The sequence below is a fragment of the Streptomyces sp. NPDC050564 genome (assembly GCF_044457265.1).
Lineage (GTDB): Bacteria > Actinomycetota > Actinomycetes > Streptomycetales > Streptomycetaceae > Streptomyces.
The window spans coordinates 147,913-167,284 of record NZ_JBITGS010000024.1; the positions used below are offsets into that span (position 1 = coordinate 147,913).

Here is a 19,372-nt window from a genome sequence, read left to right on the forward strand (position 1 = left end):
CAGGGCACCCGACAGGACATGCCACGCCGTGCCCGGAGAAGGGCGCCACAGAAGAAACGTTGGATCGACTACCCGCGCCGAAGCAGGACGGGCCCGCGCCGCTGGCTGCCGTCGGTGCGCCAACTGCTGGCGCTCTTCCTGCTCTTCTTCGGCGGCACGGCAGCAGCCGTCGGCTATGCCTACGCCACGGTCACCATTCCCGACCCCAATCCCACGACGCTGCTGCAGAACAACGTCTACTACTGGTCGGACGGCACGGTCCTGGCGACCGACGGCAGCGTCAACCGGCAGAACGTGTCGCTCTCGCAGGTACCCGCCGACGTGCGGTGGGACTTCATCGCCGCGGAGAACGCCTCCTTCTACACCGACCCGGGCATCGACCCGAAAGGCATCCTGCGCGCCGTCGTCGACATGGCCGAGGGCGGTTCCGTCCAGTCCGGATCGACGATCACCCAGCAGTTCGTCAAGAACACCTACCTGGATCAGTCGCAGACGGTCTCACGCAAGTTCAAGGAACTGCTGATCTCCACCAAGATCGGCGCCGGCATGACCAAGGAGCAGATCCTCCAGGGGTATCTGAACACCTGCTTCTTCGGCCGTCAGGCCAACGGCATCCAGGCCGCGGCCCGCATGTACTACAACCTCCCTGTGGACAGGCTCGACGTGAGCCGGGGAGCCTTCCTCGCCGCGGCGGTCAACGAGCCGAGTCTCTTCCAGCACGCGGACTCCGACCCCGCGGCCAAGGCACAGGCGGAAGCGCGCTGGTCCTGGGTGCTCGACCGGATGGTGAAGATCGGCAAGCTGACGCCACAACAGCGGGCACGGTACGCGGCCGCCGGATTCCCCGTACCCAGGAAATGGACCCCCGGTTCGGGGCTCACGGGCGAGACCGGCTACCTGGTCCAACTCGCCAGGTCGTACATCGAGGCACACGACCGGACCATCACCGACAGCGCCCTGAGCCGGGGTGGCTACCAGATCCACACCACCTTCGACAGGAAGAAGACGGCGGAACTGGCCAGGGCCGTCGCAAGGGTCCGCAAGCAACGCCTCGACCCCGCCCACCGGTCGGTCGACCGGGACGTCCAGGTCGGAGCCGCCTCGGTGGAACCCAGGACCGGCAGGATCCTCGCCGTCTACGGTGGCCCCGGCTTCGACCACGCCCACTACTCGGACAACGCCGACACCTCCGGCGTCCCGGTGGGATCGACCTTCAAACCCATCGTCCTCGCGGCGGCGCTCCAGCACGGAGCCGTCCTGCAACCCGGCAAGTCCCCGGAGCCGATCACCCCGGCCAGCAGGTTCAACGGTGACGACGGCATCAAGATCAAGGACCAGCAGGGCAATTACGTCGCCGACCCCAAGGACCCCACCGGCCTCCTCCACCAGCACAACGACACCGACCAGCGCTGGGGCTACATCTCCCTGCGCAAGGCGATGGAGCAGTCGGTCAACACGCCCTACGTGCAACTGGGAGAGGACGTCGGCCACGGGAACGTGGCGAGGACAGCACAAGCCCTCGGCCTGCGCCCGGGCAGCCTCGCCGCCCCCAGCGCCGGCTTCTACATCGGTACCTCGACACCGAGCGCCATTCGGATGGCGGGTGTCTACGCGACCTTCGCCGCCAAGGGGATGCAGACACCCCCGTACTCGGTGACCAAGGTGACCCACAACGGCTCCGCACTGTCCGGCTTCACCGCACCCGCCCCCGTGCGGGCCCTGCCGGCGGCGGTCGCCGGCAACGTGACCGACGTGCTCCGGGGCGTCGTCGCCCGGGGCACCGGCACCAAGGCCCAGGCTCTCGGCAGGACCGCGGCGGGCAAGACCGGGACCACCGACGACTTCCGGTCGGCCTGGTTCATCGGCTACACGCCGCAACTCGCCACCTCCGTCGTCCTCTTCCGAGAGGACCCGAAGCACCCGCAGTTGCAATCCCTGGTGGGCGTCGGCGGTCTGCAGAAGGTGTTCGGCGGTGACATCCCCACCGAGATCTGGACCCAGTACATGCGCGACGCCCTCGCCGGCCTGCCCGACGCCCCCTTCCCTGCGCCCGCCCCCCTCGGCCACGGCACCGACGAGCCCGGCGCTCCCACGCCGTCCCCGTCCGCGGCCCCCGTCAAGCGGGGCGGCAAGCCGGGCAAGAAGACGACCACCACTGCCGCCCCCACGCCGGGCGTCCCGACGACAAGTCCCAAGTGCCGCCACCACAAGTGCCGTTGACCACGACGACACCGGTCATCGCAGGCGGCACCAGCCGATCGGCCGCCTCACCCGGACGGACACCCACGGGCCCCGATCGGGCCACCCGCCCGCGCGGCGGCGCCGGATTGACCACAGCCAGTCACGAGCCAGGACTGACAGCGGCATGGGGAATCAGTAGGCCCCGGTGCCCGCAACGACGACGCGCACCGTGCGAATGAGAACCCTGAGGTCCCCGGCCGGGGACCAGTTGTCCACGTACCTGAGGTCCAGGGCGACCGTCTCGTCCCAGGAGAGGTTGGAGCGGCCGCTGACCTGCCACAGGCCGGTGAGCCCCGGCTTGACGGCCAGCCTGCGCCGCTCCACCTCGTCGTAACCGGCGGCCTCGTCGGGCAGCGGCGGTCGCGGACCGACCAGGGACATGTGTCCCTGCACCACGTTGACCAGTTGGGGCAGTTCGTCCAGGGAGCAGCGGCGCAGTACCCGGCCGACGCGGGTGATCCGCGGATCGCGGCGGATCTTGAACATCCGGCCGTCCTGCTCGTTGGTCGCGGTCAGCTGGTGCCTCAGCCGCTCCGCGTCGGCGACCATGGTGCGAAATTTGGACATGGTGAACGGTTTTCCACCGCGGCCGATGCGCGTCTGCCGGTGCACGACGGGGCCCGGGGAGTCCAGTCGTACGGCGAGGGCCACCGCCACGAACACTGGGATGAGCAGCACGATCAGCAGCGCCGCGCCCAGCCGGTCCGTTGCCGACTTGAGCAGCGTCGCAAGCCCCCGCCTCAGGGGCGGGGCCACGTTCAGCATCGTCAGCCCGGCCACGGAGAGGACGCCCACCCGGCGCCCGGCCACCTCGGTCAGGCCCGGTACGACCACGAGCGGGCGCTCCTCGCTGTGCAGGGCCCACGACAGCCGCCGCAGGCGCGTTCCGGTCATGTACGGTCCCGGCACGACGAGAACCACGTCCACGTCGAGCCGCCGGGCCGCCTCCAGTACCGGGGCGGAGTCGGCCGACAGGCGCGGCGGAGTCTGTCTGTCGAGGCGGGCGGCGACCGGGGCCAGTGCGTGCGGGTTCTCGTCGCCGATCGGGCACACCCCGACGACGACGAACTCGTGGCCGGTTCGATTCGCGAGGTGGCTCACCACACCGTCGACGGCGTTCGCCTCACCGATCACCAGGGCCCGGCGGATGGCCCGACCGTCGCGGCGTCGGGCGACCAGATGACGGTGGATCAGTGTGTGCACGACGGCGCTCGTCGGGGCGCAGGGCACCAGGGCGGCCAGTGCGAGGAGGAACGGGGACTCCTCGCCCGTCGCCGCCCGCACCACCGCGAGCAGTCCGACCAGCACCAGCCAGTCCTGCAGCACGGGGCCGGCGTTGTCGCGCTCACCGAGACGGCGCTCGCAGTAGCGGTCCCGTGCGCCGCGCACGAGCAGCCATGCTGCGGCCGCCACCGTCGCGTAGGCCGCGGCATGCGTGCTGCCGGCCAGCGCGAAGGCCAGATACACCGGCACGGCGGCGCCGGCCGCGTCGCCCATGACGGCGGCCGGCGCGTACCAGACAGGCTTGCCGGTGCGGCGCCCGGCCGGCGGCTGCTCCCGGATGACCTGTGTTTGCGCAGGTCTTGCCACTGGTACGTGGGGCAATGTCTCCCCGAACGGCCGCATTCGCCCTCCAAACGCAACAAAAAGGACTAGCCGAGTGTGTATGACTGTCCACTCAACAGCGGGGCGCGACGCTGGGCCGCGGGCAACTCTCACCCGATGAGCAGAGCTCCATGCCCCATGCATATGCACACGCCGGGGCCGGGAGGCGAGGAGTTCTCAGGAGGGTGCTTCCGCGGGAGGGCGCTGGAGGGCGGTGCGATCCGCCGGGTCGACCGGCTCCTCCTGGCCGGCCTCGCCAACGCCATCAGCGCAGGACACAACGGCGTCATCAAGCTCAAGATCGATGAGCCACTTCACCTGTCTGCGTTGAAGGGGCCGGGCGTGCCGGATTGTGGCCAGGGTCGCGTTGGTGAGATCGTCAAAACACTACATGTCAGCCAAATTTGGCATACCTACCCTTAGGTAGACGAAAGAACGGGGTACCCATGCTCGAGCAGGTCCTGGGTCCGATCTGGGCTCGGCGGTACGCCGTCACGGCCACCGTCCCGCCCAGTTGGCGCAGGCCCTACACGAGGATCCTCGGCCTCGCGGTGCTCTTCATGGTGCTGGGGATCGCCAGAGCAACATGGTTCGGCCTGGCGTCAGATGCACGCGCCGACGCCCCCTTCTCCCTGTCGTACGAAGTCCTTGGTGTCGTCATGGCGATCGTGTGGTCGCTGACACTCATCGCGTTCCGGACCCGGAGCCCACGCGTCATCGGCCAGGGGACCGAGGGGTACCGCCGCGTCGTCCGCGCCACTTGGACAGCATTCGCGTTGATGGCCGTGTCGGCCGTGGCATTCAGGTCCAAAGATGCGTCGCAACCCGCGCCCGCCTCTGCCCGACGAGGTCGCGGAGTACCCGCGGCAGATGCAGCGCTGCCTGCTCGTCCGCCCGGGCATCACCGGGATGTGGCAGGTGTCGGGGCGTAGTGATCTTCCGTTCGACGAGGCGGTCCGCCTGGACCTCTGGTACGTCGACAACTGGTCCATGGTCAGGGACCTGCACATCCTCATGCGGACCGCTCACGCTGTGTTGGTCGGCCGACCGGCCTACTGATGAATACGGGGAACTGGATGCACATCGCCATGATCGGGACGCGAGGCGTTCCGGCGCAGTACGGCGGTTTCGAGACCGCGGTCGAGGAGGTCGGCAAGCGCCTCGTCGCGCGTGGTCACCGAGTGACCGTCTACTGCCGCAACGAGGGCCAGACGATGACCGAGTACCTCGGCATGGAACTCGTCAACATGCCTGCGCTGCGCAAGCGATCCCTGGAGACACTGAGCCACACCGCGTTGTCGGTGCGCCACGCGACCAGGCCGAAGAACACCCCGGATGCCGCCGTGGTTTTCAACGCCGCCAACGCGCCGTTCCTCGCCCGCATGCGCAAGGCGGGCATCCCGACCGCGGTCCACATGGACGGCATCGAGTGGAAGCGCCAGAAGTGGGCCGGCGTCGGCGCCAAGTACTACAAGTGGGCCGAGAGGAAGGCCGCCACCGAGGGCCTGGCGCTGATCGCCGACGCCCAGGGCATCGCCGACCACCTGTGGGACAGCTACCGCCGACACTCCTACGTCATCGCGTACGGCGCTCCGATCCTCTACCCCGAGTCGGACCTGCTGAAGCAGCACGGCCTTGAGACAGGTGAGTACCACCTGGTCGTGGCCCGCATGGAGCCCGAGAACCACATCCACATGATCGTCGAGGGCTACGCCCTGGCCGGCTCGGACGCCCCGCTCGTGGTGGTGGGTGGCACCCCGTACGGAAACGAGTACATCGACCATGTGAAGCGGCTTGCCGGCCAGTCGGACACCCGGTTCATCGGCGCGGTGTGGGACCAGCGGCTGCTGAACCAGCTCTACGGCAACTGTCGCAGCTACCTGCACGGCCACTCGGTCGGCGGCACCAACCCGTCACTGCTCCGCGCGCTCGGCTGCGCTGCTCCGGTATCGGCCTACGACGTGAACTTCAACCGTGAGGTCACCGCGGGCCACGCCCGCCTCTTCGGTACACCAGAGGAAGTGGCCGACGTTCTCCGGGCGGACGACGCCGACGTCGAGGGGGCGCTGCTTCGCGGCAAGACCGGCCAGGACCACGTATCGGTGGCCTACCGCTGGGACGACGTGACCGACGGGTACGAGCAGATGCTGCTGGAGATCGCGGGGCGCAAGGAAGGGGCGACGCTCGCGCTCGTTGGGACTCGATCCCCGCGCCTGGCCCTGCCCGATCTCGGTACGACCGCTAGGCGAGCGATCAGGCAGTTGCTACGGGATAACGCCAGCGGAGAGCCATGCTTGCGCATTTGACAAGGGTGGGTATGCGGCGGCCCAACTCAACCGTTCAGGTTCTCCCCGAGTTGAGGGCTAAGCAGGCCGAACATCTTGCTGAGCGCCCAGATGTTACTGGCCTCTTCTACGGGATCAAATGGGATATGCGGGACGATGATGTCCCAAGCAATGCGCATGCGGTATCGATTTGGAAGGCATGCCTTGGCGTGGCCCTCTACGCGCAGAGCGCCGTCGAGGTCCCCGAGCCCCTCTGGCTCCGCGAGTTGCCTCGCACCGCAGTCGTTGCACTTTCCGCGAAGCTGGGTGGGGTCATCCGGCGAAAGCCGGTGCAGGTTGTATGTTATGCAATCGAAAACGCGGAGTTCGTCGAGCTTGTGGGCAACGTTCCATGTCATCGATTCGTCCGGCTCGTGCTGGGTGCGTTCCTCAAGCTGTATCTGAGGTATGCCGTGGACTTCGTGGTCTTTGGCACCCCCAGCGCGCAGAAGACGTATGCCGCTATCTGGCCGGGCGCCGAGAGATATCCCGTCATCTTGGAGCTGCCGGCGTCGCGAGGAGCCGAGACGCGGTCGCGGCAGGGCCTCGTGTTTCTCGGCGAGACCTCCCCTCGCAAGGGTATTGATGTGGCTATGTCGTCATGGGAATTACTCGAAGCGGAATATCCCGATGCCGTCTTCTCGATCGTGGGGACGGGACCCCTTGACGACGCCATTACCCAGTGGTGTCGTGCCAATCCAGGTCAGCGCCGCTTCTTGGGCCTCCTTCCGCATCAAGAGGCGCTCGAGTTGATCGGCTCTGCGCTGGTACTCGTTGCGCCGTCCGTGCGCGAGAAGCGTTGGAGGGAACAGGTCGGCCTTCCCATTTCGGAAGCGCTCTCCCTTGGGCTGACAGTAGTCACGACGGACGAGACCGGACTTGCCGGGTACCTGAGCTCGCGGGGGCATCAGGTTGTGCAATCCGAGATGCTGAGTTCGCAGAGCCTCGCGGCCGCCATCTCAGCCGCTCTGGTCTCCCCGCTGCCAATGTCCCGTGTGTCAGGAGACCTACCCGAGGTTCATGGCCGACAGCGTTCGCATGAAGTTCTCCACGGGGGCTCGGGTGACTGACGCACAACAGGTGGTCTCAAGAGTCTGGGCTGTGGTTGTTCATCACAACAGCCTCGAGACACTCGAGGCGACGGCGCACAATCTGTTGGACGAAGGCATTGACCCGAAGCGGATCGTTGTTGTCGACAACTCGATGGACCGGGTATCTGAGCCGGAGCTGGTCAGGGCTCTACCTTCAGGTGTTCACTTGCTGCGCGTCGAAAACCAGGGATATGGAGCAGCAGTCAACGCGGGCTTCCGACTTGTCGACCTGGTCGCCGCGGGATGTGCTGAAGCAGTGCTGGTGGTGACGCACGAGGTTCTCTTCTCGCAGGGTGCGGTCGCAGTACTTGCAGAGACGGTTCGGGGTGACCCGTCCGTTGGTGCCGTCGCACCACTGCTCACAGTGCGGGGGGCGTCGGGTGAAGGAGTGTGGTCGACCGGCGGGTACTTGACCGGCTGCCTCCGCTTGCCGAGGCACAGCACGGAGTTGGAGGTCGGCCGTGACTACGCGACGGTTGAATGGGCTGATGGTGCTGCGGTGATGTATCGCCCCTCCGCGCTCGGGCTCGGAATGGACGAGCGATATTTCCTGTATATGGAGGAGGTTGAACTTCACCTGCGCCTACGCGCTTCCGGCATGAAGGTGGCCGTTGCGTACGACGCCCGCGCAAGTCAGTCCACCGGGGGCATGCCGCCCTATTACGAGGTCCGCAACATCCAGCTCCTGCACAGGCGATTCGGTCGTCGTGGCTTTCGCCACCTCGCGCTGGCGTCCGTTACGGCACGAGCGGTGGCGAAGGCGGCAAGGCATTCCGACCTCACGGCCTTCCGGGCTGTGCTGCGAGGGATGCTCGATGGGAGGCGAGCGCGTCTTGTCTAGGAATGTCATCGTGGTGAACCCGCTTGGCTCGATGCTGGCTCACTACGGGCGGGCACTGACACAGAACCTCGAGTCCGCCGGCATGACAACGACGGTGCTGTCGATGGACGAGCCGAGTGCCTCTGGTGGGTCGCGCCTACGGTGGCTTGCCTCCTGCTATTGGTTGTTGTTTCACGCGCGGCTCCAGTGCGCGCGTCACGGGGGCAGTGTGATCCTGGCTTGGCCGATGTTGGGCTATCTGGACGTTGTGTGCGTTCGGATGCTCCTTGGCAGGCGGGGCCTTGTGGTCTTGCATGATCCAGATCCGCTCGTGCGAGCAGTCGGCTACGGACGCGCGCTGAAATGGTTGGCACGGCGTCTCAATTGCCTGGTGGTGACCCACTCAGACGAGGCAACACGTGTGGTGGCGCGGCACGGTCTGCAAAGGATTGTCTGTATGCCTCATCCTGTGCTCGACCGCTCCCCCGCCAAGCGCCCCACGGAGCTGCGCTCCGTCTACGTGCTCGGCCAGTACAAGCCGGATCGGGACATCGAGTTGATGGAGTCTGTAGCCCGCGAGTTGCCCGACGAAGTGAGCCTTCGGGTGGCGGGTCGCGGTTGGCCAGAGGTGGCGGGCTGGTCGGTTGACAGCCGTTTCATCTCTGAGGGGGAATTGGAGACCATGCTTAGCGGCGAGTCAACCGTAGTGCTGGTTCCCTACCGGCGGTTCTTTCAGAGTGGCATCGCTATGCGCGCGCTCGAGAACCTCGTGCCGGTTGTCGGGCCAGCAGATTCAAGCTTGGCGGCGGTTTTCGGCTCCCTTGGCACCTTGCCGAGCAGCCAGGAGCCACAGGCGTGGGTTCGCGCCATTCACCGCGCGTTCGACACTGATGACCAAAAGCTGCGTGCTCAGCTCGGCCGTCAGGCGTATGCCAGCTCAAGAGCCTGGAAATCAGTACTGGAAGGGAACATGTACAGTCATGGGTGACATTCGAATGGTAATGCCCGGGCGTGACGAGCGGGAGGGGCAAGCCGTGACGCCACCACCTGCCCCCAAGCCCCGGAAACGAATTGGCTACTTTCTTCGCCTGGCTCTTCGAGGGTTGCTGTTGACTTGGAATCGATGTAGCTGGTGCCGCGTCGTGGGCGATGCAGACGCTGTTGTGTCCCTCACCAGCTATGGTGATCGGCTGCGCTATGCACCAGTCGCAATCGAGAGTATCGGGCTTGGATCGGTCCGCCCCCGCCGTCTCATTCTGTGGTTGGCGGATGGTGAGTCGGTCAATCCGTCTCTGCGGCGACTCGAAAGACGTGGCCTCGAGATCCGCCACTGCGCGGACCTGGGACCGCACAAGAAGTACTGGCCGTACGTGGCTCAGTGCCTTGGCCCCGCCGTTGCCGATTCGGCGCAACTACCACTTGTCACGGCCGACGACGACGTCTTCTACCCTCGTCACTGGCTGAGCGAACTCGTTGCCGTGAGTAAATCAGAACCGGGCTCAGTCGTGTGCCACCGAGCCCGCACGTTTGGGATTGCCAACGGAGTTCCCGTCCCCTACTCAAGTTGGCACCTATGTAGTTCGGACCGCGCAAGCTATCGGAACGTCGCCACGGGGGTCGGCGGCACGCTCTACCCCCGCTCGCTCCAGAGTGCGATCTTCCGATACGGTCAAGGCTTCGTCGAGAGTGCTCCTCACGCCGACGACCTTTGGCTCCACTGGATTGCTGTGAAAGAAGGCTTCCCAACGCGCCAAGTCAGATCCCGCCCCTTGCGCGAGCGAGTTATCCCAGGCACCCAAGCGGGGGCGTTGTGGCTGACCAATGTCGAACAGGGGAAGAATGACCTGCAGCTCCAGCGCACCTATGATTCGATTGCTCTTGCTCGCATTGAGCTGAGTTCGACTGTTGATGACTCGTTTGTGGGCGAGCTTCAGACTCTCGAAGAGACCAAGAGTGATTGATATTGCGTCGTGATCCCGAACCTAAATGGCGAGGATGAGCTCCTGGAGGCCATGCGGTCACTGCGGTGCTCAGACGTTGCGCCCTCACATTTTCGTCGTGGACAACGCGTCGACCGATGACTCGGTCGCCCGCCTTGGCGAGGCATTCGCCGCCATCGAACTCATTCGAACATGCTGAGAACCTTGACTACGCGGGCGCAGCCAACTGGGGTATACGAATGCCGCTCGAGCGCAAGACGAGGTACGTCGCACCATTCAACCTCGATTCTTCAGCGGTCGTGAGTGCATGACCGGGCCGTCGGTTCGCCCTGATCGCGGGTGGGGCCTTCGCGTGTCGCTGCGGCTGCGCCGGGGTTCCACGGCACCCGGATGTCGTGTGGGTCTGCTCCTTTCCTTGTCTGGTCGGGCTGGTGGTCTGGTGGTCAGGTGACGGCGGGCAGGGCGGTCAACCGGTGCCAGCAGGTGGTGAACGCCTTCGCGCAAGGCCAGGTCCGCTCGATCCGCAGGAAGTGGCGGCGGGCGTGGTCGGCGAGGCGGCGGGCAGGTGGTAGAGGGCGGAACAAAGTGTCCGGCTCGGCGTCGGCCAGGTCGTCGATGTCGTGCAGGGCCAGAAGCCGCAGCCAGGCGTCGAGATCGGTGGCGAGGTTCGCGGCGAGCATCCAGCCACGGTTGACCTCCCAGGAGGCGGAGGGCAGGTTGCCCGGGCCCATCGCCTTGTTGGTGCGTACCCGGTCTTCCACGCCGGCGTGGGAGCGGTGCAGCACGTCCAGGAACTGGGCGTGGCCCGAGCCGGGGATGCCCCACATTTGGCTGATGTTGGTCGCGGTGACGCAGTAGCGCCAGCCAGTCTCCTTCTCGAACGTGGTGAGTTTCTTCAGGTGCCGCCGGGAGGGCTTGACGCGGCGCACGATCAGCCGCATTCTCTCCGGCCAGCCCTCGCGGGTGTTCACCCCGGTCAACTCGGCGACGAAGTAGCCCTCCTGGACGCTGCCATCCTGGTGCACGGAGGTCTCCCAGGCGGTCTCGGGCAGCCTCGCGATGGCCCGCTCGTCGTCATCGTGATCTTCCAGCCGACTGTGTATCGCACTGTGCGCCGCGTTGTGTTCCAGGCTTCCAGGTGTTCCAACAGCCCATGAGTGGCTCCGGCCCCGTCCACCCGCACCAGGATCTTCGCCGCCGCAGAGCCCGGGATCTGGGCGAGGGCGTCGGTGAGCACGGCGATGTGGTCCGCCATCGTGTTCGCGCCGGAATTCCCCGGGCACAGGAGCATGGCCAGGGGCTCGATCGTGTTCGCGCACCACGCGGCCAGCGGATGAAACCCGAACATCTCTTTGAAGGTGACCGCCGCCCCGGCCTTCTTCGACGCCGCGGTGATGATCGTGGCGTCGAGGTCGATGACGATCCAGCCGCACAACCGCTTGCCCGCCACGACCAGCCACGGGAAGCCACCGGGCCGCAGACGCAGCAGACTCCACACGTGCCGACGCACCCGCGCCCGCGCCTTGGCGATCTTTACCAGGGCTGCCTCGTCGAGCGCGGTCAGCGTGCGCCGGGCGGTGGAGTCCGAGGCCACACGCCGGAACAGCGCCTCGTGGTGAAGCTGGAGCTGCTCGGCCTCCGACAGGCGCGAGCGGACCGCGCCGTAACTCCCGCTCCAGCCGCTCCCACTGCGCAGGGCTCAACCGCTCCACCGACGCCGGCCCCGCCGAGCGCAACGCGTCCGCACCACCCTGCTCCCACGCCCGCCGCCAGCGACGCACCGACTGCGCCATCACCCGAAGATCCCGCGCGACGGCCTCGGTCCTCTCACCATGAGCGAACCTCTCAGCCGCCTCCAGCCGCACCCGCTCCCGCTTCTGCTGCTCCTTGGGCGTCAGCCCGACCCCATGCGCGTACCGCATGACGACGTCGTACCGCAACGATCAAGAACCGTCACGGCCTCACGGACTCCACGAGTACAACCTGAGTAAGCTCCTGGCAACAGCCAGTTGATCACTTGTGTTGCAACGACCCCTATATTCGCTGGGTGGACGCGGGGGCCTTTTTTCGTATTCGACGGCCCGTTCAGCGGATGCCAGCCCGCTTCGCCGCCTTCGACAGGGTCCGGTGGGCGACGTGCGAGAGCTGGTGCGCGGCCAGACGGACCGACGCTCCGGCCGCCGCGGACGTGCTGAACTCGTAGGTGGGAGTCGCGTTGAACACGTGCCCGGTCAGGCCGTAGCCGAACGGCTTGAGCACGCGCTGGATATCGCGTAGCCGGGCGCGGTTCCACGCCTCGACGTAGACCGTCGGGTGGTCCGTGGAGAGGATCCGCGACGCGCCTTTGAGTACGCTGTCTTCCATGCCTTCGACGTCGATCTTGATGACCGCGACAGGATCGTGGATCAGCTCGTCGAGCGTGGTCACGGCGAATGTCTCGTCGCGGCCCGTCGGGGCCCCCGTAGGGTCGAAGCCGGTTTGGTGCTCCGGGGACAGGTAGTTGGTCGCGGTGCCTGATTCGTCGGACACACCGACGCGGTGCAGGGTGACCTGCTCGGCCAGCTGGTTCGCGTCGATGACCCGCTCGATCTGGTCCGCGAAGCGCGCCACGGGCTCGATCGCGTGCACGTGGGACGACGGGCACAACATCGCGAACCACGTGGTGGCGGTGCCCATGTGCGCCCCAGCGTCGATGTAGACCCCGCGCCGCCCCGCCTGCCGGATGTGCTCCAGGAAGCGTTCCTCGTACCAGCTACCGGTCTGAAAATTCTTGTAGGTGTAGGGAACCTCGGTGGCGTTGGGAACGTCAGGGAAGCGAACCCTGTGGCCGTGCCGGTGAACGGTGATCAAGGGGTTTCTCCAGGGTGCTCGGGTGGGGTTCCTGAACCAGGAGTCGGGCGGGGTTGCATGCCAGGTTCGCGGGGCGTTTCGCTCGGTCGGAGCGTCACCGGGCCAATCCTGACGGATCATCAGCCGGAGGGTTTTTCCATCGGTGGCCTCAAACGCCGTTGACAACCCACCCGGAATGCGAGCCGAAAGGCGAAACGCCCCCGAAACGGAATTTTCCGCCCGAGGGCGTTCGAGTCGACCCGAATGCACGCGGCCCGCTCCCGCTCCTTCTCCGCCGATTAACAATTTGCAGGAGGTGTTGCCAAATTCCCTATTGTCAGGGATGGGCTGATGATCCGCTTCACAGCACGGTGGGACAGTGAGCTGCGCGACGGCAGTTTACAGCCGGATTCAAGTCCCGGAGGCTATTCACGGGGTTCACCAGCCCTTCTTGTAGAAGGTGAGGGCGGTGATGTCGGCGTACACCTGAAAACCTCGTACGCCGACAGGTGATGGTTTGACGATGCGGGGGAAGCGGGTGAGGGGGCCGCGGTAGCGGGTGGCGAGGATCTTCCAGTCCTTGAGGTGGGCGATGGCCCGCTCGACTGCTGCACGGAGCTTACTGATGCTCTGGTCGAACACCTTGTCGGACGCAGGCCGGTCCTGAGCTGGTGGTTTGCGTCGGGCGGTGAGCATGCCCATCCCGATGTAGCCCAGGTCCCCCATGGATTCCCGGTCGGCGAAGACCTCCGGGAAGCCGGAGTGCCCCCAGGCATACGTATCGTGCCGGCTCCCGGGAACCGGAGCAGAGACCGCAAATAGGTCACGTTACACCTTCTTACCTCGCTCGACGAGCCCATACCGCTTGTGGATGCCGAGGTCGCGGGCCACGTGGGCGACTGGCCGGCAGAAGGTCTGGACCTCACGGACGGCCCGCTTGCGCAGCTCGTCCGAACATTTCCTTTGTGCAGGCATCGGGCCTGTGCGTTCTCCCATCTGCCGAGGCGATCAGGCCTGGCTACAAGGCCGCTACAAAATCCGGTTCAGCTCACCGTGGTCACCCGGATCGTCCTCGGAACGCGCGACTTGCGGTCTCCGTCAAAGCAACGAGGTCGCTTCGACTGATTCGGTAGAAGTCTCTCGCCATGACTGAGTGTCGTGTCTTAAGCCAATAGATGGCGAGGTTCGCAGCGGTCATGTTGCCCACAAGGGTCGCAAGAGCTGCCCCCACTGCGCCGAACGTAGGGACGAGCACCACCAACGCCGCAACGTTGATCGCGCAGCCAACCGCCTGGCTACAGCTGCGGAGACCTGGCTGGCCGAGCGCCATCAAGGCCACGCCTGCAAGTGACCCAGGGCTTCCAAGGATCACCGCGAGGATCAGGATCCAGGTTGGCATGACCGCCGCCTCGAACGCGGGGCCAAAGAGGACCGGAATGGCGACCCAACTCGCGGCTGCGCAGCCAGCGCCAATGGCAAGAGCGGCAACAGTCGAAATACGAGATGCCGCGGCGAGCCGCACTCCGTCAAACCACCTAGTTGCCTCGGTGACCATGACTTCTCGGAAGGTGCTGTTCACGATCAGCGCGACCTCGCTCAGCGACACGGCAACTGCGTAGTGACCAAGTGCAGCGGTGCTAGCCAGCGGAACAATAAGGAGCTGGTCCAGCCGTGAAAGTAGAAGGCCGGAGACTGAGCCGACCCAGACCTGAACTCCAAATCGCATTAGCCCGTGGGAGGCACCGGTTTTGACGGCTACTTCGCCCAAGGCCCTCCACGTGAACAAATAAACCGTACCAGCCAGAACCGGGACCCAGCACAGGACTACGACCGCGTTGGTCGGGGTGAGGTGACCCCCGAACATGAGGAGCGCCAGAAGAATCACACGCAGCACCGCTGAAGTGACGCGCTCTGCTAAGACGTGACCCCACAAGTCACGGCCAATTGCAGCCGCCTGCAGAAGGGACACCAGCATCGTGGGAAAGATCGCAACGGACGACAGCGAGATTAGCCGGGTGAGATCGCCATTCCCCGAGCTGAGCCAGGATCGGGCTGCGAAGGTTGCACCCATCGCCGGTACCGACGCGGCAAGCATCACCCATCCGGCTCGCGCCAGCACAGCCCGCGCTCGGTATCCCCCACGCGCCACGAAGTAGGTAACCGCGGCCGGCATGCCGAAGTTGAAGGCTGTGGCACAGAGTGCAAGGGGAGCGATTGCCGCTACCACTTCCCCCCTTCCGCCAACGCCGAGACCGCGCGCTAGTAGGGGTGCAGTGAAGAATCCCACGAGCGTGAGTGCAGCGTTCGAGGTCAAGTTGACACCGACGCGAGCGCGCAAAGTCTTCAACGAATAACCCTCGTTCGCACAGAGCGCTTCGAGCGCGGAAGGAGTCTGTTCTTGTTGTGGTGTGGTCGCGGATCTTCTGGCCGACCACGCAGGCCAGGCAAGGGCCGCTCGGTATCACTTGATGGTGTCTCGTACCCCGGTCGGCCAAGGGCCCCAGCGTGGGTTCATGCGCGGAGCTGAATGGGAGGTGCAGATTGACTGCCGATTACTGAGAGTGGCGACGTCCCAGTCCTCGGAGCCTGCCAGACGGACCAGCCAGCGGTCCGCGTTGATCTGCAGCTTGGCGGTCGCGTCGGCGAGGGTCCGGTACCTGAGCCAGGCAAGTCAGCATGCTGGAGAGGTCATCGGGTGCAGCCGGTGCGGCGTCGATGAGTTGATCCCAGGAGCCGTGCCTGCCTTCGTATCAGGCCCAGGCGACCACACCGCAGTCCCGCCCCGAATCCTGAAGCCCCATCAACCCGGACGCACTGCTTGAGAGATGCTGCGCTGGCTGTTACCTCGGCTCATAAATGAGGAAGTTCGCAAAGGATGTGTTAGTGCCCGAACCGCCAACATACGGGTAGGGGTTGTTGATTTTCTGTCGAACTTGCCATTCTGGAAACCTTTCGGTGACGTCCAGTGTCACTGGACGATGGCGCACATGAGGGGGGGTATATCCGCTGGCAGCAAATTCGCACGAGTCACTGGTATACAGAATTACGAAACGGCGCGCGGAGGAGAAGAGGTGATCCAGATGGAGCAGGTAAATCTCATCCTCGACCAGATGGTAGATTACATCCAGCGACATCGACAAATCTGCCGTTAGGAATCTTGCGTCATCGCGGAAATGGCGAGAGTCATACTGCATGAAACTCTTTGTGGGATCTCCCGCGAACAGAGTCATGGCTTGGCGCAGTCCTGTCCTGGAGATGTCGAGGCCTAGGTACCGGGGATACTTTGCGAGCGTCAACTGCCGACCATCCCCGCAACCGAACTCGATGACCGAAGCCACATCGTGCTGCTGGACAAACGAATTCAAGACTTCAGCCTTGAAGCGAGCCAGGACCCCTTCGGATCCATTACCAGATGTGCCTCCTTGTGCATAGCGTGCCTCCCAGTAATTCTGAGATCCTGGAAAGGAAAGCTTCCTGGGGAGGCGTGAAAGTGTCGCTGCTTTAGTGCCCAGCCACGGAATCTCTCGAACGTTCTTCCGTACGGCTGTCCTGAATGTCATGGGTACTCCGATCTGCCGGCCACGAATGGTGCGGCGGGGACCTTGCTGAGACGTCGGGGGCGACGGCTGGATATGCTCCACCAACACATGTCGCATGGCAGAGGCACGGGGAACAGCAACGGCCCAATCAGGGCCGAAGTGGCATAACAACGTCTCCACGCTTCGAAGTGATTGACACTTCCGGAGGGCACGTCTCCAGGCTGGCAGAAGACGGGCCTGGACCGGGTCGCTGGCTACGATCTGCGCGATGCCAGCGATACGACCGACGGCATGCTTCCTTCATGTCCACTCGTCAGTAGCGCGGTGTGCGGGGTGTGGGCGTCCATGCGGCCGCGGCGGCCTTGGGCTCTCGGTTGTGCCGACCCCATTAGGCCTTTCGCGATGTGTGTGGTGTTGCTCGCCGTCTGCGGCATCGCGTTCTGGCCGATCGTTGACTGGAACTGATCGAGCCGCAAGCGCAAGCCCAAGCAGGAGCCACGTGATCGGGGAGAACGAGGCGTTCGAGAACAGGTTGTTGACCACGACGACGGCGAGGGCCTGACCCGCAACGGTCCGCGTACCCGCGGCCGCCGCGCCGATCAGTAGCAAGATCAATGGGACGGCCAGGTACTTCGCGTCAACCCAGAGGGACAGCACCCAGTTACTCCCGACGCTGTTCTCGGACCGCGGGTTGTAGATGCCGGTGACACCCACGCGGCCGCTCGCGCTGATGCCGTGCCCATACCATGGCGCAGTCTCGGCCAGACGGGTCAGGCCCTCTATCTGCTGCACCCGCGCTCGGCCAGAGACGTCATTGGGGTTCGAGATGAAGATCGACTGAGCCCGATCTGCGAGATCAGCGCGCAGGCCAGGCGACGCTGCCAAGCCGACGGCAGCGAGGGCCACGAGGAACAGGAGAGTTGGAACAGTTCGGCCTCTCGCCTGCCGACTTTCTCGACGCCGATCTGCCAGCGAGAAAGCCATGTGCAGCACAACGGCCGCGAACAGCCCGAGCCATGCGGCTCTAGCGAAGGCCAAGGCAAGGGTGGATGCGTTGAGAGCGAGCACGACGTTGCGGAACGTCGACCGCGGCAACATCCGCCACGCCAGGACAAAGCCGATGGCGCCGAAGAGGCCGAGCCAGTCGGGCTCCGGGTAGATGCCCTGCGGGCGGCCAAGCGAACTGATTTCGCGGTGCCACAGTCCGAGACCCAAGACACCGCTCACCTGCATGAGGCCGACCACGGACGCGATGGTCGAGGTCGACAGGACGCCGTACAGCATCAGGCGACGGTCGTCCCGGTCGCTCTTGGCCGCGATCATGGTTGCGTTGCCGGCTAGGGCGAGCAGTTGTAGGGCCAGGGCGGCGTTGTCCACTAGTTCGCCCGTGAACGCGGTGATGGCCACCGGGATCACGGCAAGCCCGAGTCCGATGGCAACGCCCCAGCGGCCAGGCTTCGCCTGCACGCTCAGCAACCAGAAGACTGTAAGTACCGTGAATACGTGGACGTGCAACACCTGGACGCCGATCAGCGCGGCCGTGGCACCGACGCCCCATGCCAACGCGGTCGAGCGGTGCTTGTAGGTCGCCTTCGTCCGGCGCAGCGGCGCTTTCGCGATCCGGGACTCGCGCACCACCAGGGTCGGGTAGCGAAGGCCTGCGTCGTCGCTCCGGAGGCATCGCACCTCCGCATCCGGAAATGTCTCAACCATGACGTCGCGCACCTTCTCGGAGCCACCCATCGAACTGATCCAATCCAGGGCGATAACGCCGCTCATGATGACCCGCGGGCTATCGACCGAATGCGAACTATGTCCCGGACATTAGTGGCTCAGTCGGCCACCTCTGGTCTTTTGGCAGGGCCCGGAGTGTTCCCGGCTTGTCTCGTTTGACCAAGGTGCGGGCAGGGAGAGTCCCAGCCCCGCCCAGGCGCCCCCAGGCAGGCCCATGAGAGTCAGATGACGCTGCCTGTCGGGTGAATCTTCTTCGCAGCCAAGCGCAGCCACCGGTCGGATAGTGGACCTGTCGGACACACTCGGTCGCGTCCGCCACCTGCCGTGGGTAGTGGGCACGGGCACGTTCATGGGCCCGAAGCGAGTTGCTGTAGTCAGCTGGAGGGCGAATGTGGCTGTCCGGGCAGAACGTGCCCGACACGTCGTTGGTCGAGCCTGCGCATACACGGTGCAGCCAGGAGCAGCCTCGCGCGAGGCGAAGATGCTTCGGCAAACCCGCCTGACACTCGCCGGTCGGGGTCGCCACCGATGCCACAGGGGCAGCGCTGCCGGTGTACCTCGCCTTCAGCCCGGACGACGAGACACACACGGGCTCGAGTCGATCGCCGCGGCCGGGATCAGGGACGTGGGGATCGTCGTTGGGGACAGGGCCCATGTAATCGAGTCAACTGTCGGGAGCGGCGGCGTCTTCGGCCTCGATATACCACCGTCCTGGGCACCCGGACGCAGCGGCGCGCCACTGGCTGCGCACCTTCGTCTACAGTTCCACCGACGAGGTGTACGGCTCGCTCGACGAAGGTTCCTGGCCGGAGACCGACCCACGGTGTCCCAACGCCAGGGGCCGACCGACGGCGACGACGGCCTTCTCACGGCCGCGGCGGCGGGCTATGCGCCGGTAGCGTTCGCTGAGGAAGGTGTCGGTCGCTTACCCGCGGACTCCTTGACCTTGGGGGTGAACACCCGGGCCGCGGTGGCCTGGACACCGGGGATGTCAGCCGGCCGGTCCAGCGCCGCGTCAAAAGGGGCGATCTCCTCCTCGATCCTGCTGTCCAGCGCCGCGATATCGGCTTCGATCCCGTCCACCCGGGCTGGCTGCGCCAGCACCCTGGGACGCCGCTCACCGTCGGCCAGCGCGCCCGGCATGGCCCGACCCGAGACCCCGAACAGGTCACTGACCACCACACTGAGCTTGATCTGCACGTCCTCCAGCAGCTTCTCCACTGCTGCTTCTCCGCAGTACGCACCGCCA

Annotated in this window: 15 protein-coding genes and 4 pseudogenes; 8 read left to right on the plus strand and 11 right to left on the minus strand. The window is 65.5% G+C overall.

Annotated elements, in window-relative coordinates; all coding sequences use genetic code 11:
- Positions 1-18 precede the first annotated feature (18 nt).
- A complete protein-coding gene (locus ACIBK0_RS33210; RefSeq protein WP_399088035.1) occupies positions 19-2,220 on the plus strand; it encodes a transglycosylase domain-containing protein in 2,202 nt (733 codons plus the stop codon).
- 153 nt (positions 2,221-2,373) lie between these two features.
- Here ACIBK0_RS33210 and ACIBK0_RS33215 read toward each other — a convergent pair whose 3' ends face one another.
- Positions 2,374-3,738 carry a sugar transferase gene (locus tag ACIBK0_RS33215; RefSeq protein ID WP_399088097.1) on the minus strand — a complete coding sequence of 455 codons (1,365 nt, stop codon included), beginning with the start codon at positions 3,736-3,738 and terminating at the stop codon, positions 2,374-2,376.
- A 933-nt stretch (positions 3,739-4,671) separates the two neighbouring features.
- On the opposite strand from ACIBK0_RS33215, the pseudogene ACIBK0_RS33220 reads away from it, so the two are divergent.
- From ACIBK0_RS33220 to ACIBK0_RS33245, 6 genes and pseudogenes are all read left to right on the plus strand, one after another.
- Positions 4,672-4,905 (plus strand): annotated as a pseudogene (locus tag ACIBK0_RS33220) (sugar transferase); the annotation flags it as partial.
- Entirely contained in the window at positions 4,905-6,152 is a 1,248-nt protein-coding gene (locus tag ACIBK0_RS33225; RefSeq protein WP_399088037.1) for a DUF1972 domain-containing protein, read from the plus strand. The pseudogene ACIBK0_RS33220 and the gene ACIBK0_RS33225, both read left to right, overlap by 1 nt.
- 11 nt (positions 6,153-6,163) lie before the next feature.
- Positions 6,164-7,240, plus strand: coding sequence for a glycosyltransferase (locus tag ACIBK0_RS33230; RefSeq protein WP_399088039.1), 1,077 nt, complete (start codon positions 6,164-6,166; stop codon positions 7,238-7,240).
- The gene (locus tag ACIBK0_RS33235) at positions 7,191-8,102 is read left to right on the plus strand and encodes a glycosyltransferase (protein WP_399088041.1); all 912 of its coding nucleotides are present in this window, start codon (positions 7,191-7,193) and stop codon (positions 8,100-8,102) included. Before ACIBK0_RS33230 ends, ACIBK0_RS33235 begins: the two co-directional genes overlap by 50 nt.
- Entirely contained in the window at positions 8,077-9,069 is a 993-nt protein-coding gene (locus tag ACIBK0_RS33240; protein ID WP_399088044.1) for a hypothetical protein, read from the plus strand. The genes ACIBK0_RS33235 and ACIBK0_RS33240 overlap by 26 nt, the downstream gene beginning before the upstream one ends.
- A gap of 154 nt (positions 9,070-9,223) precedes the next feature.
- Positions 9,224-10,042, plus strand: a complete 819-nt coding sequence (locus ACIBK0_RS33245) for a hypothetical protein (RefSeq protein ID WP_399088046.1) — start codon at positions 9,224-9,226, stop codon at positions 10,040-10,042.
- Positions 10,043-10,464: 422 nt separating this feature from the next.
- Here ACIBK0_RS33245 and ACIBK0_RS33250 read toward each other — a convergent pair whose 3' ends face one another.
- The 9 genes and pseudogenes from ACIBK0_RS33250 to ACIBK0_RS33290 form a co-directional block, all read right to left on the minus strand.
- Positions 10,465-11,046, minus strand: coding sequence for a transposase (locus ACIBK0_RS33250; protein WP_399088099.1), 582 nt, complete (start codon positions 11,044-11,046; stop codon positions 10,465-10,467).
- Positions 10,998-11,615, minus strand: a complete 618-nt coding sequence (locus ACIBK0_RS33255) for a transposase (protein WP_399088048.1) — start codon at positions 11,613-11,615, stop codon at positions 10,998-11,000. Before ACIBK0_RS33255 ends, ACIBK0_RS33250 begins: the two co-directional genes overlap by 49 nt.
- A gap of 148 nt (positions 11,616-11,763) precedes the next feature.
- A pseudogene (locus ACIBK0_RS33260) lies at positions 11,764-11,943 on the minus strand (helix-turn-helix domain-containing protein); the annotation flags it as partial.
- 163 nt (positions 11,944-12,106) lie between these two features.
- On the minus strand, positions 12,107-12,871 hold the full coding sequence (locus tag ACIBK0_RS33265; RefSeq protein ID WP_399088050.1) for an FkbM family methyltransferase: 765 nt from the start codon (positions 12,869-12,871) through the stop codon (positions 12,107-12,109).
- 417 nt (positions 12,872-13,288) lie between these two features.
- Positions 13,289-13,654, minus strand: a pseudogene (locus ACIBK0_RS33270) (transposase family protein); the annotation flags it as partial.
- 24 nt (positions 13,655-13,678) lie between these two features.
- A complete protein-coding gene (locus ACIBK0_RS33275; RefSeq protein ID WP_399088052.1) occupies positions 13,679-13,825 on the minus strand; it encodes a hypothetical protein in 147 nt (48 codons plus the stop codon).
- Positions 13,826-13,907: 82 nt separating this feature from the next.
- Positions 13,908-15,197, minus strand: coding sequence for a polysaccharide biosynthesis C-terminal domain-containing protein (locus ACIBK0_RS33280; protein WP_399088054.1), 1,290 nt, complete (start codon positions 15,195-15,197; stop codon positions 13,908-13,910).
- Between the two features lie 493 nt (positions 15,198-15,690).
- Complete coding sequence (locus ACIBK0_RS33285; protein ID WP_399088056.1) at positions 15,691-16,410, minus strand: class I SAM-dependent methyltransferase; 720 nt, start codon at positions 16,408-16,410, stop codon at positions 15,691-15,693.
- Positions 16,411-16,689: 279 nt separating this feature from the next.
- On the minus strand, positions 16,690-18,168 hold the full coding sequence (locus tag ACIBK0_RS33290; RefSeq protein ID WP_399088057.1) for a hypothetical protein: 1,479 nt from the start codon (positions 18,166-18,168) through the stop codon (positions 16,690-16,692).
- Between the two features lie 677 nt (positions 18,169-18,845).
- On the opposite strand from ACIBK0_RS33290, the pseudogene ACIBK0_RS33295 reads away from it, so the two are divergent.
- A pseudogene (locus tag ACIBK0_RS33295) lies at positions 18,846-18,959 on the plus strand (dTDP-glucose 4,6-dehydratase); the annotation flags it as partial.
- Positions 18,960-19,008: 49 nt separating this feature from the next.
- Here the strand turns inward: ACIBK0_RS33295 and ACIBK0_RS33300 are convergent.
- Positions 19,009-19,344, minus strand: coding sequence for a hypothetical protein (locus ACIBK0_RS33300; protein ID WP_399088059.1), 336 nt, complete (start codon positions 19,342-19,344; stop codon positions 19,009-19,011).
- Between the last annotated feature and the right edge of the window lie 28 nt (positions 19,345-19,372).